12 protein-coding genes and 1 rRNA gene are annotated in these 15308 nt (G+C 51.9%); 9 read left to right on the forward strand and 4 right to left on the reverse strand.

What is annotated here, in order from left to right:
- Window positions 1–95: 95 nt before the first annotated feature.
- The 5 genes from AC23NW_RS24445 (at window position 96) to folK (ending at window position 5553) form a co-directional block, all read left to right on the forward strand.
- Complete coding sequence (locus tag AC23NW_RS24445; RefSeq protein WP_487452749.1) at window positions 96–1451, forward strand: UDP-N-acetylmuramate--L-alanine ligase; 1356 nt, start codon at window positions 96–98, stop codon at window positions 1449–1451.
- A gap of 24 nt (window positions 1452–1475) precedes the next feature.
- Window positions 1476–2036: an LOG family protein gene (locus AC23NW_RS24450; protein WP_487452750.1), complete on the forward strand. Its 561-nt coding sequence runs from the start codon at window positions 1476–1478 to the stop codon at window positions 2034–2036.
- A gap of 126 nt (window positions 2037–2162) precedes the next feature.
- Entirely contained in the window at window positions 2163–4151 is a 1989-nt protein-coding gene (locus tag AC23NW_RS24455) for a CHU_0125 family OmpA-like outer membrane integrity protein (protein WP_293835502.1), read from the forward strand.
- A 120-nt stretch (window positions 4152–4271) separates the two neighbouring features.
- Entirely contained in the window at window positions 4272–5033 is a 762-nt protein-coding gene (locus AC23NW_RS24460) for a TspO/MBR family protein (protein ID WP_487452752.1), read from the forward strand.
- A gap of 28 nt (window positions 5034–5061) precedes the next feature.
- Entirely contained in the window at window positions 5062–5553 is a 492-nt protein-coding gene (gene folK, locus AC23NW_RS24465) for a 2-amino-4-hydroxy-6-hydroxymethyldihydropteridine diphosphokinase (RefSeq protein WP_487452754.1), read from the forward strand.
- Window positions 5554–5646: 93 nt separating this feature from the next.
- Here folK and AC23NW_RS24470 read toward each other — a convergent pair whose 3' ends face one another.
- Entirely contained in the window at window positions 5647–6168 is a 522-nt protein-coding gene (locus tag AC23NW_RS24470; protein WP_293835496.1) for a KdsC family phosphatase, read from the reverse strand.
- Between the two features lie 94 nt (window positions 6169–6262).
- Between AC23NW_RS24470 and AC23NW_RS24475 the strand changes: the two genes are divergently transcribed.
- The 3 genes from AC23NW_RS24475 (at window position 6263) to AC23NW_RS24485 (ending at window position 9626) form a co-directional block, all read left to right on the forward strand.
- Entirely contained in the window at window positions 6263–7642 is a 1380-nt protein-coding gene (locus AC23NW_RS24475) for a methyltransferase RsmF C-terminal domain-like protein (RefSeq protein ID WP_487452756.1), read from the forward strand.
- Between the two features lie 6 nt (window positions 7643–7648).
- Window positions 7649–8686 (forward strand): alpha/beta hydrolase, encoded by a 1038-nt coding sequence (locus tag AC23NW_RS24480; RefSeq protein WP_487452758.1) that lies wholly within the window; start codon window positions 7649–7651, stop codon window positions 8684–8686.
- A gap of 121 nt (window positions 8687–8807) precedes the next feature.
- On the forward strand, window positions 8808–9626 hold the full coding sequence (locus AC23NW_RS24485; protein WP_293835490.1) for an enoyl-ACP reductase FabI: 819 nt from the start codon (window positions 8808–8810) through the stop codon (window positions 9624–9626).
- Window positions 9627–9706: 80 nt separating this feature from the next.
- Here the strand turns inward: AC23NW_RS24485 and AC23NW_RS24490 are convergent, their stop codons facing one another.
- The 3 genes from AC23NW_RS24490 to AC23NW_RS24500 form a co-directional block, all read right to left on the reverse strand.
- Window positions 9707–9979, reverse strand: a complete 273-nt coding sequence (locus AC23NW_RS24490; RefSeq protein ID WP_293835488.1) for an acyl carrier protein — start codon at window positions 9977–9979, stop codon at window positions 9707–9709.
- A 167-nt stretch (window positions 9980–10146) separates the two neighbouring features.
- Window positions 10147–13230 carry an AAA family ATPase gene (locus AC23NW_RS24495; protein ID WP_487452761.1) on the reverse strand — a complete coding sequence of 1028 codons (3084 nt, stop codon included), beginning with the start codon at window positions 13228–13230 and terminating at the stop codon, window positions 10147–10149.
- The gene (locus AC23NW_RS24500; RefSeq protein WP_487452762.1) at window positions 13227–14459 is read right to left on the reverse strand and encodes a metallophosphoesterase family protein; all 1233 of its coding nucleotides are present in this window, start codon (window positions 14457–14459) and stop codon (window positions 13227–13229) included. Before AC23NW_RS24500 ends, AC23NW_RS24495 begins: the two co-directional genes overlap by 4 nt.
- A 780-nt stretch (window positions 14460–15239) precedes the next feature.
- Here AC23NW_RS24500 and AC23NW_RS24505 point away from each other — a divergent pair.
- Window positions 15240–15308: ribosomal RNA gene (locus tag AC23NW_RS24505) — 16S ribosomal RNA — on the forward strand; the annotation flags it as partial.

Here is a 15308-nt window from a genome sequence, read left to right on the forward strand (position 1 = left end):
GTAAAGGTTTTCAACAAAGATAAGTAAATAAGAACTTCTAACTTTGTCTGCGTTTTTTACTACACAAGTCTGTTTTTTATACTTAATATACACGAATGAAGCCACAGGCTATACACTTCATATCGATTGGTGGCAGTGCGATGCACAACCTGGCCATTGCGCTCCATCAACAAGGTCATACCATTACCGGATCTGATGATGAAATTTATGAGCCGTCGCGTACCCGCCTGGCGCAGCACGGTCTCCTGCCGGAAGCCGATGGCTGGTTCCCTGAGAAAATAACGGCTCAGCTGGATGCTGTCATTGTGGGGATGCACGCCCGCAAGGATAACCCTGAGCTTGCCCGTGCGCAGGAGCTGGGGATCGCGACCTATTCGTATCCGGAATATATTTACCGCCACAGCGAAAACAAGCAGCGGGTGGTCATTGCCGGCAGTCACGGCAAAACGACAATTACGTCGATGATTCTGCATGTGCTGAAACACCACAACCGGGAGTTCGACTATCTGGTCGGGGCTCAGCTGGAGGGTTTCGACAACATGGTGAAGCTGACGCAGCGCGCGCCGGTCATTGTTATCGAAGGTGACGAATATGCATCGTCTCCGGTGGATCCGCGCCCGAAATTCCTGCATTATCAGCCGCACATCGCCCTTATCAGCGGTATTGCTTGGGACCATGTCAATATCTACCCGACGTATGAAGTATACGTAGATCAGTTTGAACTGCTGGCTGATGCCATGCCGAAAGGTGGTATTCTGGTATTTGACCAGACGGACGATATGCTGGACGTCATTTGCCAGAAAGAGCGGGAAGACGTACACCGGCTGCCGTATAAGGCGCATCCGTATGAGGTAAAGGACGGTCAGACCTTCCTGATTACCAAACAGAATACGCGGGTACCGCTGCTGATTTTCGGCGAACACAACATGAAGAACCTGTCGGGTGCCATGACCATCTGCGACCGGCTGGGCATTACCGAAGACATGTTCTACGAAGCCATTCAGTCATTTAAGGGAGCAGCCCGCCGGCTGGAGCGTGTGGCAACACAAAGCCATAAAACGGTTTTCCGCGATTTTGCCCACGCGCCGTCAAAGGTGGAGGCAACTACGGAGGCGGTTCGTGAGCAGTTTCCGGATAAAAAAATCCTGGCCTGTGTGGAGTTGCATACGTTCAGCAGTCTGAACAAAAATTTCCTCAGCCAGTATAAAGGCCGGCTGGATGCAGCTGATCTGGCGGTAGTATATTACAATGCCCATACGCTGGCCATCAAGCGGCTGGAGCCGATTACCCCGGACGATGTAAAGGCTGCGTTCGGGCGCACCGATCTGCAGGTGTTTACCGAAACGGCGGATCTGCAGGCCTGGTTGTTGCAGCAGTTGCCGCAGACTGATGTGCTGCTGCTGATGTCGTCGGGTACCTTCGGCGACCTCGATCTGAATACATTGATTTAGAACAATCACAACACTACCTGAACCATGCAAAGCATTGTTGTTTACTGCGGGTCGAGCCCCGGTACTAATCCGATATACAAAGAAGTAGCGGCTGAACTGGGCCGTGAGCTGGCCGCCCGGACCATCCGGCTGATTTATGGCGGGGGCGGTTTCGGCCTGATGGGTACCGTTGCCGATACCGTTATCCTGAGCGGCGGTGAGGTAACGGGCGTGATCCCGAATTTCCTGGCCGAGCTGGAAGTAGCGCACCAGACGCTGACCGAACTGCATTTTGTGGAGACCATGCACGAGCGGAAGTTTAAAATGGTGCAGCTGGCCCGCGGGGTAATCGCCTTGCCCGGCGGATATGGTACCCTCGATGAATTGTTCGAAATTCTGGCGTGGCGTCAGCTGAAACTTTACGACGGGCCGGTGGCCGTAATTAACGTCAACGGTTACTACGATCTGATGCTTCAGCAGCTGGATCGTATGGTTGAGGATGGCTTTCTGAAGGCTGAAAACCGCGACTTACTGATTGTGGCTACGTCGGTTACGGAGGCGCTGGACAAGATGATCGGCAAGGACGGGGACGAGCCGGAAGTATAAAAAGTATTCGCTGTCGTCACTCAGACTAATTTTTGTTTTCAATCGTTAAATGTAAGACAACATAAACCAGGCCAGCCCGGTTTTATGTATCTTGGGCAAAATCGGTTGATTCCTTCTTCAAACGACATGAAAATCAGTACTTCCTATACCTGGTTGTTGGCAGTAGGCATGGCAGCTGGCCTGGCTGGCTGTAATTCGGCCATGCAGGCTTACAAAAAGGGTGTGCACTACTACGATGCCGGTGAATATAACCTGGCTCTGGCGCAGTTCGAAAAGGCCAACAAGGGCGACCTTGATCCCAAACGGGTAAATTATTACCTGGGGGAGTCGTACCGTTTATCGAACCGCTTTGCCGAGTCTGCACCTTATTACCAGAAAGCCATCGACGCCGGTACCATTGAACCCGACGTACGCTTCCATTACGCCTACGCCCTGAAAGCGCAGGGCCGTTATCCGGAAGCGCTGCAGCAATTGCAGCAGTACGTAGACGGTAAGCCGTCGGGTAAGGTTTTTGCCGATAAGGCCCGCCGTGAAATCGAAACGCTGAAAGCGATCGATATCATTGCGTCGAAGAAGACCCCCTATGAGATCAAAAACATGGGTGGACTGAATACGGCCGGTGCCGAGTTCTCGCCGATGGCCCGCAACGGGGAACTGATTTTTACGGCGTCGCGCAAAGACCAGATTTATAAGAACAACGGCCAGCCGATGCTGGGTCTGTATAAAATAAAACTGGGCCAGAATCCGGATGAAACCGGCAATAGTGCGCAGGTATTCAGCAACACGGTATTTCAGAGCGATGTTAACGAAGGGACACCCACGTTCTCGAAAGACGGTAAGGTGATGGTGTTTGCCCGCGGCAATAACGGGAAGAAAAAAGGCGGTCTCGATGTCGATCTGTTTGTCAGCCGTCAGGATGCGAACGGAGCATGGGGCGCACCGATCCGCCTGCCCGTCAGTGACTCTACTGCCTGGGACGGCTCTCCGGCATTTTCTGCCGACGGCCGGACACTTTACTTTGCGTCGAACCGCGCCGGCGGTGCCGGTGGCATCGACATCTACCGGACCAATATTGATGCCTCGGGCCGCTTCAGCCGTCCGGTCAATATGGGCCGCGATATCAATACGCCGGGCGACGAAATGTTCCCGTACGTAGGGAGTGACGGAAAGCTGTATTTTGCTTCAGACGGCCATCCTGGCCTTGGCAAGCTGGATATTTTTGTTGCTACCCGCTCGCAGGGGGTTATCCGCGTCGAAAACCTCGGACAGCCGATCAACTCCCCGGCCGACGATTTCGGCCTGATGTTCTTCGATGACGGACAGGGGTATTTTGCCTCAAACCGGACCGGTGGTAAGGGCGATGATGATATCTACTTTATCAACGATACCTCGGTACAGGAAGATTCGACTACGATTGTGAAGAATACGCCGCCGGCGGGTGCTCCAAAAATCGTTCACTACTTCCTGGCTGGTACCGTATCGGCAAAAGAAGAAGCGCCGGTGCTGCTGGATTCCGTACGGGTCCGCATTTTTGACGAATCAACCGGTGAGGCGATTGCAGAAGGTACTACAGGCAAGCCTGGTACATTCGGTAAATATCCGTTGCAGGAAGGCAAAGACTATTCTATTCTGGCTGAACGTCGCGGGTACCTGGCCAAACGGGAGCCGTTTACGATGCAGGGGCGCCGGATTCCGGAGATCTTCCTGAAAAAAGCCGAAACCGACACCACATTTACGGTTGACCTGCTGCTGGATCGGCTGGAGCTGAACAAAACGTTTGTGCTCGAAAACATTTACTACGATTACGACAAGTTCAACATTCGGGTTGATGCGGCCCTTGAGCTCGATAAGCTGGTAACGATCATGAAGGATAACCCGACGCTGAAAATTGAGTTGGGCTCTCATACCGACGTTCGGGGCCGCGATGCCTATAACCAGCAGCTGTCGCAGAACCGGGCCAAATCGGCGGTAGATTACATCATCTCGAAAGGCATTGATGCTGAACGCATCACGGCCAAAGGATATGGCGAGACCGAACTGATCGTAAAAGACGCGAAAACCGAAGAGGAGCACCAGCGCAACCGCCGGACAGAATTTAAGATTCTGGAATATTGATCCGGTTACAGGACAACGGTTGACGCAATGTAGCCTACCCCTATAATAGAAACACGGGAAATTGCCCGAACATAACCCGAAAGCCATTAGTTGAGTAAAAATCAGCTAATGGCTTTTTTTATGTTGAACGATAAACTACGTCAGATTTTAGTGGTAGTGAGCGTGGTTGCACTGCTTCTCATGAACTACCTGTCGAACACCGGTGCTTTTGGTGGCCAGACCAACGGCGATGTTTCCAACAAATATCACACGCTGATTACGCCGGCAGGCTATGCCTTTTCGATCTGGGGAATCATTTTTCTGGGTCTGATCGGTTTTGCAGTCTATCAGGCACTGCCTTCCCAACGGCATAATCCCCGGTTCCGCGCGGCCGGTCACTGGGTTATCATCAACGGGTTTCTGAATGCTATCTGGAGCCCCATCTTTAATCAGGAATGGATCAGTGTATCGGTGCTGGTGATTCTGGCCATGCTGCTCAGTCTCTGGAAAGTGATTGACGCCTTACAAATACGGACACGACCGGTCAACGCGACGGAAACGTGGCTGGCCCGTGTGCCCTTCTCGATCTACTTCGGCTGGCTGACCGTCGCGACGATCCTGAACGTAACGGTCTTGCTGAAAGCTACCGATTTTAGTCTGGCCAGCCTGCCCGAAGTCGGCTGGGCATTGAGCATACTGGTGGTCGGGATCCTGATCGGAGCCTACCTTTTTAACCGGTACCGCGATGTCGCCTATATTCTGGTGTTTGTCTGGGCCTATATCGCCATTGCGGTCGAGCAGCCGACGCTGTCGATTCAGGTGATTGCGGGGCTGGGTGCTGCCAGTGCTTTTGTAATGGCCATTGTCGGGTTGTTTTCCCGGAAAACGCCTGCCTATACCTAGCTGAACCGCTACGGTATTACCTTTGGGCATGCATACTGTTTTTATTCTGCTGGGCGCCAATCTGGGCGACCGGCTTGCCACGCTGCAACACGCCCGTACGCTGATCGGTGAGCGTATCGGCAGGGTAACCCGCGCATCGGCCTTTTACGAGACGGCGGCCTGGGGGCTGACCGATCAGCCTGCGTTCCTCAATCAGGTGCTGGCCGTTGACACATCGGAAGAGCCGGAGCTGGTCCTGACCAACACACAGGCCATTGAGCAGGAGCTGGGCCGGGTGCGCCACGAGAAATGGGGTGCCCGCCTGATTGATATTGACCTGCTTTACTACGATCAGCTTATCTGCCAGACTGACCGGCTTACATTGCCGCACCCGTACCTGCACGTCCGCCGGTTTACGTTGGTACCGTTGGCCGAGGTAGCACCGGACGGTATTCACCCGCTCCTGCACCAAACAAACCAGACCCTCCTCGACACCTGTACCGACACCGGTGAGGTGGTGAGAATGATGGATGTTTCCTGATAAGGGATGGTTAGGTGAGATAGAGGTATTCAGCCAAAGGCCACCGTCGCTCTTTCGCTCTTTGGCCGCTTCAGCGGCCCACTCTTTCACTCTTTATTTCAGCCACGCCGCCCATTTGCCCTGGGCTTTCATTACCTGCTCAATGACGTCCCGGACCGCGCCCTGGCCTCCGCCTTTGGGTGAGATGTAGTCGCAGACCGACTGAATTTCGTCGACGGCATCGGCAGGACAGGCACTGATGAGGGCCGGACGCGCCAGAATCTGGTAGTCGGGCAGGTCGTCGCCCATGTACAGGATCTCGTCCTCCACCAGGCTGTCGCGCGTCATCAGACCCAGATAGACATTGATCTTCTGATCGGTTGGCCCACCCATAAAAATGTCCTTGATTTTCAGGAATTCGAGCCGCTTGCGGACCCCTTCCTGATTCCCGGCCGAGATAATGGCAATCTTGAACCCCGCCTTAAGCGCCTGTTCGATGCCATACCCATCCTTAATATTAAACGTACGATACATTTCGCCGGATGCCATGCAGTTTACACTACCATCGGTCAGTACGCCATCGACATCGAAAATAAAGGTTTTGATGCGGCTAAAACGCTCCGTTAATTGATTCATAAGCCACTGGAGAAAGCTCTCCGGTTCAAGTTGATTGGATTGTGTGCAAAGAAACAGATTACCAAACCGTTTTACAAAAGAGTACCTTTGTGCCATGAACGTGTCGAATCTTCCTGCTGCGTTTGAGGCAGCTATGCGGACGCAATTAGGGGATGAATTCCCCGCCTTTGTCGCCGCCCTGAGTGAACCAACGCCTGTCAGCATTCGCCTTAATCCACGAAAACGAGGGTTTAAAACAGCCGGTACGGAAACAGTTCCGTGGTGTACTGATGGTCTTTATCTGCCCGAACGTCCGGTATTTACCCTTGATCCGATGTTTCAGGCCGGAGCCTACTACGTACAGGAGGCATCGTCGATGCTGCTGGCCGAGGCCATGCGGCAGACGGTGAAAACAAACTATCCCATCCGTGCGCTCGACCTGTGTGCGGCTCCCGGCGGAAAAAGTACGCTCATGGCCTCAATCCTGCATCCCGACTCGTTGCTGGTCTGTAATGAAGTAATCCGGACGCGGGTGCCGGTGTTGCGGGAGAATATCGAAAAATGGGGCTACCCGAATGTGGTCGTGGCCAATCATGACCCCGAAGACTTTAAAGCCCTGACCGGCTTTTTTGACCTGGTGATGGTCGATGCGCCGTGTTCGGGCGAGGGGTTATTCCGGAAAGATCCGGATGCCATGCAGGAGTGGTCGCCGGAGAGTGTGCAGCTCTGTGCCGGCCGTCAGAAACGTATCCTGACTGCCGCCGCGCCGCTGATTGATGAGGGGGGCGTGCTGATCTATAGCACCTGTACCTATAATGATGCTGAAAATACCGAAAACCTGCAATGGCTCACTGAAAACGGCTTCGACTGCCTGCCACTATCCTTACCGGCTGCCTGGCAGGTTGTTGAAAAACCGGTTGGTAAGGCGGTCGGCTACCAGTGTTATCCGCACCGGGTAAAAGGGGAAGGGTTCTTTATCAGCGTATTCCGTAAAAAAACAGCCGACTATCATACTAACAGGCAGCCACCACGCGGCTTCAAAAACCTCAAGCCGCTCCGGCCCCGGGAAACCGGACAGGCAAAAAGCTTCCTGACCGACGAAAACGGGTTTTCCTACTGGCAGAAACCGAATCAGGATGTACTGGCGATACCGAAGGCGCTCGAAAAAGACCTGATTCTGATTGATGCGGCGCTCCATAACAAAGGGTTTGGCCTCGATATGGGCTTGTTCAAGGGGACTGACTTTATTCCTTCGCATTCGCTGGCGCTTAGTACCGCCATCCGGGCAGACGTGGCCGGTGTTGATCTGAGCCGTGAGCAGGCACTGCATTACTTCAAAAAAGAGAACCTGGTACTGGACGAAGCCGTCCGGGGCTGGATCATGGCCCGCTACGAAGGACTGAACCTTGGCTGGCTTAAGGGCGTCGGCAACCGCGTGAACAACTACCTGCCAAAAGACTGGCGGATCCGGATGGACATTAAAGAATACAGCTAAGCCGCTATGAAACGCTTTCTTAAACGGGCCGGTATCCTGATGGCTGTGCTGGGGATAGGCTATGTGCTTGGGCCCAAAGTCTCATTCCCTGACGAGCAAATCAGGCCCGTGCCGGTGGAGACCGATCTGGCCAGACTTGACCGGCAGATTGCCGCCTCAGAAGCGAAAGCCGGCCTTAAACCCGACAATCAGGCGCGGATCGTGTGGGCCGACAGTAACCGGAAAACCAGAACGCCGTACAGTATAGTATATATCCATGGGTTTGCGGCAAGCTGGGCCGAGGGCGATCCGGTACACAGGCAACTGGCCGGAACCTTCGGCTGTAACCTGTACCTGGCGCGGACCTATGAACACGGTCTGGCATCGCCCGATGCCATGGAGAACATGACACCGGCGCGGTACCTGGCATCGGCCGAAGAGGCACTGGCCATCGGGCGGGCGCTGGGTGATAAGGTAATTGTGATCGGTACCTCGGCAGGCGGCATGCTGGCCCTTTGTCTGGCGGCTAAACATCCCGATCTGGCGGGTATTGTGCTGTATTCTCCCTGCATGGCCGTGGCCGTTCCGGCACTAAAACTAGTGACAGGGCCGTGGGGCAGGCAAATCGGGCAGACCGTATTGCTGGGCAATCATGTGGTAGTGACGAAATACAAGCCCGACCGCGCGCAGTACTGGCTGACCCGATACCACATCAATGGTTTCCTGACGCTGCAAACCATGCTGGACACCTATATGATACCGGAAACATTTGCTAAGGTAAAGCAACCCCTTTTCATGGGATATTATTATAAAGACGAAGAGCATCAGGATGAAGTGGTATCAGTGGCCGCGATGCAGGAAATGTACGGGGCACTGGGTACGCCGGCTGCCCTGAAACGAAAACAGGCTTTCCCCGACGCCGGTGCCCATGTGATCTGTTCACACTTTACCTCAAAGGCGCTTGACGCTGTCTATCAGTCGACCGCGCGGTTTCTGGAGGAGGTCATTCACCTGCAACCGGTTGCCCCGCCCGCTACGAAATTCGCATTAGCCGGAAAAAAGTAATTACCTTTGACCCGATTTCATCAATGTACAATGAATAATGTACAATGGACAATAAAGACCACATGGTGGAGTAGAACGCCCTTCATTATTCATTATTCATTTTCCATTATACATTAAACAAATGGCTTACGGATTACTCAAAGGAAAACGCGGTATCATCTCTGGTGCCCTCGACGAAAAATCAATTGCCTGGAAGGTTGCCCTGAAGGCAAAGGAAGAAGGTGCTACCTTCACACTGACGAATGCCCCGATCGCCATGCGGATGGGTGCGATCAAACAACTGGCTGAGCATTGTGAAGCGGAAATCATTCCGGCCGATGCAACGTCTACGGACGACCTGGCAAACCTTTTCACAAAGTCGCAGGAAGTGCTGGGTGGCAAAGTTGATTTTGTGCTGCACTCAATCGGGATGAGCCCGAATATCCGGAAAGGCCGCGCCTATACCGACCTGAACTACGACTGGTTCAAGCAGAGTGTTGACATCTCAGCCCTGTCGTTCCACAAAATGATGCAGACGGCCTATAAAATGGATGCCATCAGCGAGTGGGGATCGGTTGTTGCCCTGACGTACATGGCCGCGCAGCGGACCTTCCCGTTCTATACGGATATGGCCGAAGCGAAAGCGATGCTGGAGTCAATTGCCCGCAGCTTTGGCTACCACTATGGTAAATACCGGAAAGTGCGTGTAAACACTGTATCCCAGTCGCCGACCGTTACAACGGCAGGGTCGGGCATCGGTGGTTTTGATAAATTCTACGGTTTTGCCGACAGCATGGCCCCGCTGGGCAACGCCTCGGCCGAAGACTGCGCCAACTACGTGGTTTCGCTGTTCTCTGACTTTACGCGGATGGTAACCATGCAGAACCTGTTCCATGATGGTGGTTTTGCGATGACCGGTGTTTCGGAAGAAGTAATGCAGATGATGCAGAATCAGCAGTAATCCTGCCTGACCGATACGGAAGAAGGCGGGGCATCCGGTAATCCGGAGCGCCCCGCCTTCTGTTTTTGGTGTCTGTAAAATTAAGCGTGTTCTACCTCCAGATGTTGTAAAACAAGATCACTCAATTGACGTGCTGTGCGAACCTGATCCACTTCCTCATCATGTAACTCAACGCGGAAACGGTCTTCTACATAATTGAGTAGCTCTAAAAAGTCAGTACGGAACAAATGTAAATGCCTGAACAAATCATAATCGGGCCGGAATGTGTCCGGCCGGACAAAAAATTTGCGGGTAAGTATGCGTTCAATTTCAGCGATAGGGGCTGTCTGCTGCCCGATAGTTCGTGTGTTCATGGTAGTTGGCTGCAATATGAAATACACATATTCTGGTATACGCTTTTCCGCCCAAAAATGTTGCATAAGCAAGTAAATCGAAACTAATTTCGGATGAAGCGCCTTCCCGGAACGGTGGAACGGTCATATATGCGGCTGAACGTTCCATGGGTCAGATACAGACAAAATCAGTCCCAGCTGCATTTGATTACGCTGCCATGTTCTGAATGTACAGTCCGGATATAGGTATCAATTTCCTGCTGCAGTTCTTCAACGTGTGAGATAATACCCACAATCCGGTTTTCGCGCCGCAGCGATTTCAGGGTGTCAAATACTGTTTCCAGCGAGTTTTTATCGAGACTGCCGAACCCTTCGTCCAGAAAAAAGAGGTTCTGCTTGGATTGGGTCAGGTGCTGGATATTGTCCGATAAGGCCAGGGCCAGCGACAAGGCCGCCTGAAACATCTGCCCGCCCGACAGCGTTTTCGCCAGGCGGGTTTTGCCGCCGTTCAGAAAATCGCGGATGATAAAGTTATTATCATCGTATTCAAGCCGGAGCTGATTCTTCGTCAGCCGCATAAACCGTTCGTTAGCGGTCTGGCAAAGCTCATTCAGATACACCGTCGAAACGTATTTCACAAACCCCTGACCGCGGAACAGGCCTTCCAGCTCTTTCAGGTCTTTCTGCCGCAGGGACAGGGCATCGAACTGCTGCTGAATAGTCTGTTTCAGCGCCCACTGCTGAACCAGCTCTTTATGGGCATTTTGTTTCGTACCCAACGACTGATGCAGCGTGTTATTCTCCTGCTGCATCTGCCGGAGCCTCTCTGTAATTTCCTGTAAGCGGTCTGGGTCAAACGGCTGGCCGGTCAGTTCGTTAGTGAGGCTCTCCACGGCGCGGCGGCAGGCTTCCAGGGTGGCATAGAAATCGTCAAGCTTTTTCCGTTCATCGGTAACGTTCAGGTTTGCCCGCAGAATCTGCTCAACTGCCGGCCGGTCGTATGCATGTTCGGTTAGGGCCTGATCCAGTTCTGTAGTGGTCAGGGTCAGTTCAGTTTGCAGACTCTGTTGCTGTCTGGTGAGCTCATCCAGTTGCCCGTCGAGCCGTGCTTTATCCTGCCTGGCACTGGTCAGTTGCTGACTACTGTAGTCATACTGATTTTTCGCCCGTTGATACTCTGCCGTTAACTTATCCTTCAGGTCACTGATTTCCCTGATATCCAGCACGGCAATCTGATTTTCGCGGAAATGCCGGAGTGTGCTCAGCTGTTCCTGAATGGTGTCCCGCAGACTGGCGATAACCGTAACTGTCTCGGTTTGTCTGGTCAATAAGGCAAACCGGTCTTTTTCGGCCCTGGTCAGCTGGTCATTAATAGTATCAAACTGTTTACGCGCTTCGCCAAGCTGTTTCTGCTTCTGCTGTTCCCGGACCAGGGCCTGCTTGACTTCCTGCTCCTGGCCGGTTGTGAAGTCCTGCCAGATAAATAGCTGTTCATGCTCATTTTTCGCTCTTACAGCTTCTGCCTTCTCATTGATAAGCTGTTTGGTTTGCCCGAACACCGTTTTAATTTCCCCCAAAAGTCCTGTAACCGTTGCTTTCAGGTTTATGGTTTGTTCAAGGCGGGTTTCCCAGCGGGCCAGTAATCCCTCAGCCTTAGCTACTTCATCATCAATTGTATTATCCTGCTGAACGGCCGGATGGTGTTCCGAACCGCACAACGGGCAAGGTTTGCCGTCGGCGAGGGCATTCGCGTAACGCTGGAGATGCTGTTTCAGCAGTAAATCGTCCAGAGACCGTCTGCGTTCGTCGCGCTGGCTTTTCAGTTTAACAAGTGCTTCTTCAATGGTATCCGGCAGCACTTTTAGTGGCAGGTCAGCCCATTCAGCAGGAAATCCGTGCAGCGCATCGTCTTTCCGCTGTTTAATCTGTTCCTGCGCTTTTTCATTGCCGGCAATTTTGCGGTCGAAGTCATCGACTTTTTCCTGTAGCGGACGGTAAGCCGTAAACCAGTTCCGGATCTCGTTCAGCCGGTCAATCCCGGATTCCTCCTGACTGAATGCTGCGATCTGCGTCTGTAGTTCCTGCTGCCGGCCGGCTTGCCGGTCAATCTCACGGGTGATGCTGTCTATATCTCTTTTAAAAAGCGCCAGGTCTTTTTCGTGCCTTGAGATTGCGTTCCGGTTATTCTGAATCAGTACAACTGTATCAAGTTCGTCAATCTTAGCCTGAATAATGTCCCGTTGCTCGTAGGTAATCTTTGCTTTTTCATAAGCTTCCTGACGGGTGGTCAGCGTATGCTGTGCTGTTAACAGTGACTGTTGCAGCGCTCCGAGGTCTTTATCGACTGCCTTTTGCTTATCTGTTAGCTGGTAGAGTTGCACCAGCAGTGGTTTAAACAGGATCAGACATTGTTCGTATTGATGTATCCGGCCCCGCAGTTCATCAAAACGGGATTTTTGACCATCGAGACGGGTTAACTCCTCTTGTGCTTTGGCCAGTTCATCATGCCGCTTTTTAAGGCTGATTAGTTGCTCCTCCTGCTTTTTTTGCGCGTAAATATCCCGCTCAAGCGCCTCAATGGCAGCCGTAACCTGCTGAATCAGGGCTAATGCCTCGTCGATGGCTTCGGGTGAGGCCTGGCCAAGACCATCGAGCTGCCCCTTAACGAAGTCAAGTTCGGTATTGTTTTTCTTCTCAAGTCCGGCCACCTGGGCTGACAGATCAAACTTATTGAGCTGGAATAACCGGCTCATCATATCCGTACGCTCCTTCGGACTCAGCTCCAGAAACTCGCGGAACTGGTTCTGGGGGATAATAATGGTACGCTTAAAGTTATCGTAGTCGAGGCCGATCAGCTGTTGGGTAAACTGGCTGATGTCTTCCCGCTCAATCGAAACCGGCACCCAGCTGTTTTCCTGCCACTGAAAGACCCGCCGCTCGCCGGCTTTTATTTCCTGATGTTTTTTAGCGTTTCGTTTTGCTTCGTAAACGTATTTATACAGTTCATGGCCGGCGCCCGCCCTAAACTCAAAGTCAATGACCATGTGGCCCGATTTGAGGTTCATCATATTATACTGACGGTTGTCCCGGCCGTTAAGCCGCTCGGTTTCGCCATACAGCACAAAGCTGATTGCTTCCAGCAGCGAGGTCTTACCACTGCCTACCTGCCCGAAAATACCGAACAGACTGGTATTTGTTAATTTCTGGAAATCTACTTCCTGCCGTTCCTGGTAAGAATATAAACCCTGAACGGCCAATCGAACCGGAATCATTCAATGGTTGTGTTTAATGCTTCTTTAAACAGGTCCAGCAAACGGTCGTTGGGTACCTGATTCTTTTTTTGTGTTTTGAAATAGCCGATAAACAGGTCGGTCATGGATTGGGTCAGATCAATCCCCGGACTTGCCGGTTCTGTTAGCGGCTCACCCGCTTCGGGCCGGATATCCGGAATGATAGCCACCAGCCGGTCATGAGACCGGGCCAGTTGTTGGCGTTCCTCACTGGTCAGATACGTTTCTGTTTGCAGCGTTACCTCCGGAAAGCAGTCCGGGTTGGCCGTCAGCCAGTCGATGGCGTCAGCCAGCTGTGTAAACCGCTTCCGTAATAACCGCCGCCCTTTTGTAATCGGAACCGGCTTGTACGAAACCGGCACCCCGGGTGCTGCATCGATTATTATAACGTATTTCTGCTGGTCAGCCTCGGCAAAACTATAGGCCAGCGGACTACTACTATATATAACAGGGCAGGGGCCGCCCCCCAGCGACTGATAGCGGTGCAGGTGTCCGAGGGCGGCATATTGCACCTGGGCCGGAATCAGATCAGTATAGATCATGGATGCACCCCCTACCTGCAGAATGCTGCGTTCTTCTTCGGGCTCTTCGGGTTGCTCGCCGCCCCGCTTCATAAAAAACAGGTGTGCAACCAGCAAATTGACGCCCTGCTCATCCATATATTGATCGGCCAGTTGCTGCCAGTGCGCATGGAGGTGTTGCCGCAGCTCATCATCGGCCTGTTCGATACCCAGAAACCGGCGCATCCGGGTCTCATTGGCATATGGGGTCAGTAAAATACGTACCGGAGCAGCATGCTCAGGTAGCTGAAGTTCGACAAACCCGGGTGCGGTCCGGATTACCCGTGCATTACAGCTTAACTGAAACGGATTGACGATAGTGGTCGGGTATCCGGTGAAAACAATGCCGCATTCACGGGCAAAATGATCCTGCGCCTCGATACGGTCAGGGTTATCATGGTTGCCGGCAATAGCAATAACCGGTCGCCGGCCACCATCCGATAGTGTTTTTAAGGTACTATACAGCAGATCTTCGGCTTCTGCGGAGGGTGTAAACGTGTCAAAAAGGTCTCCGGCGATAACAATCAGATCAACCTGTTCCGTATCGGCAATGGAAATAATCTCTTCCAGTACGTCTTTTTGCTCCTGGGCGCGGGATTTATCAAAAAGCTTTTTGCCCAGATGCCAGTCTGCGGTGTGCAGTATTTTCATAAAAAAGATACTAAATCATATTGGATAATATTCTGCCATCAAAGCATGATCGCGCTCTTATTTTCGGGGATCTCATATTTTGACGGGAGATATACTATATAATAACTGAAAACGGCCAAATATCCTGTATAGTTAACGTCCGTCTATAGCGGAAAAATACAATTTTTTTGAATCAGGACGAAGGCTGATGCAGGCAAAAAAAAGCTGGTTTTTTTTCGGGGATTAACCGGCGTAAAACCAGCCTGTTAGCATAGCGGATGATAAATAGTTTGAACTTTTTTTAGACAAGTACTTGACAAGAGGGTGAAAAATACCCTACCTTTGCAGTCCCAAATGAGGGAAACGGCTGAAAAACAAAGCGAAAGCAGAAAAGACGCCACAAATTGACAAGTTGTTCTTCGAAAGATTCGAAAAAAATATTTTGAAAAACACTTGACAACGAATTTGAAAAATACTAATTTTGCACTCCCAAATGAGGGAACGCAGCCGACACGAAAGAGTTATCCTGATACGGCGTTTGACAAGCTGAATTTCGAAATAAAAGTTAAAAAAAATATTTTGAAAAACACTTGACAACGAATTTGAAAAGTACTACTTTTGCACTCCCAATTAACGGGAACGGTTGAAAAAGAAAAAGCCGCTAGGGCTTCAACAGTTTAACTACCATGTCGGAACAACGGTTCCGGCAAACGTTCTTTGACAAATTGTCAGCAACAATAGCTTAACGGTTCTGATACAGAACGGTTGAAAAGCACGACAACGAAGTTGTCACAATTATTTACGATGGAGAGTTTGATCCTGGCTCAGGATGAACGCTAGCGGCAGGCCTAATACATGCAAGTCGAACGG

The sequence above is a fragment of the Arsenicibacter sp. R0_47 genome, from assembly GCF_057652235.1.

What these genes read in the sequence shown, in the direction of transcription:
- AC23NW_RS24445 (WP_487452749.1), top strand. Translation starts at nt 96, where the DNA reads ATGAAGCCACAGGCTATACACTTCATATCGATTGGTGGCAGTGCGATG.
- AC23NW_RS24450 (WP_487452750.1), top strand. Translation starts at nt 1,476, where the DNA reads ATGCAAAGCATTGTTGTTTACTGCGGGTCGAGCCCCGGTACTAATCCG.
- AC23NW_RS24455 (WP_293835502.1), top strand. Translation starts at nt 2,163, where the DNA reads ATGAAAATCAGTACTTCCTATACCTGGTTGTTGGCAGTAGGCATGGCA.
- AC23NW_RS24460 (WP_487452752.1), top strand. Translation starts at nt 4,272, where the DNA reads ATGTTGAACGATAAACTACGTCAGATTTTAGTGGTAGTGAGCGTGGTT.
- folK (WP_487452754.1), top strand. Translation starts at nt 5,062, where the DNA reads ATGCATACTGTTTTTATTCTGCTGGGCGCCAATCTGGGCGACCGGCTT.
- AC23NW_RS24470 (WP_293835496.1), bottom strand. Translation starts at nt 6,168, where the DNA reads ATGAATCAATTAACGGAGCGTTTTAGCCGCATCAAAACCTTTATTTTC.
- AC23NW_RS24475 (WP_487452756.1), top strand. Translation starts at nt 6,263, where the DNA reads ATGAACGTGTCGAATCTTCCTGCTGCGTTTGAGGCAGCTATGCGGACG.
- AC23NW_RS24480 (WP_487452758.1), top strand. Translation starts at nt 7,649, where the DNA reads ATGAAACGCTTTCTTAAACGGGCCGGTATCCTGATGGCTGTGCTGGGG.
- AC23NW_RS24485 (WP_293835490.1), top strand. Translation starts at nt 8,808, where the DNA reads ATGGCTTACGGATTACTCAAAGGAAAACGCGGTATCATCTCTGGTGCC.
- AC23NW_RS24490 (WP_293835488.1), bottom strand. Translation starts at nt 9,979, where the DNA reads ATGAACACACGAACTATCGGGCAGCAGACAGCCCCTATCGCTGAAATT.
- AC23NW_RS24495 (WP_487452761.1), bottom strand. Translation starts at nt 13,230, where the DNA reads ATGATTCCGGTTCGATTGGCCGTTCAGGGTTTATATTCTTACCAGGAA.
- AC23NW_RS24500 (WP_487452762.1), bottom strand. Translation starts at nt 14,459, where the DNA reads ATGAAAATACTGCACACCGCAGACTGGCATCTGGGCAAAAAGCTTTTT.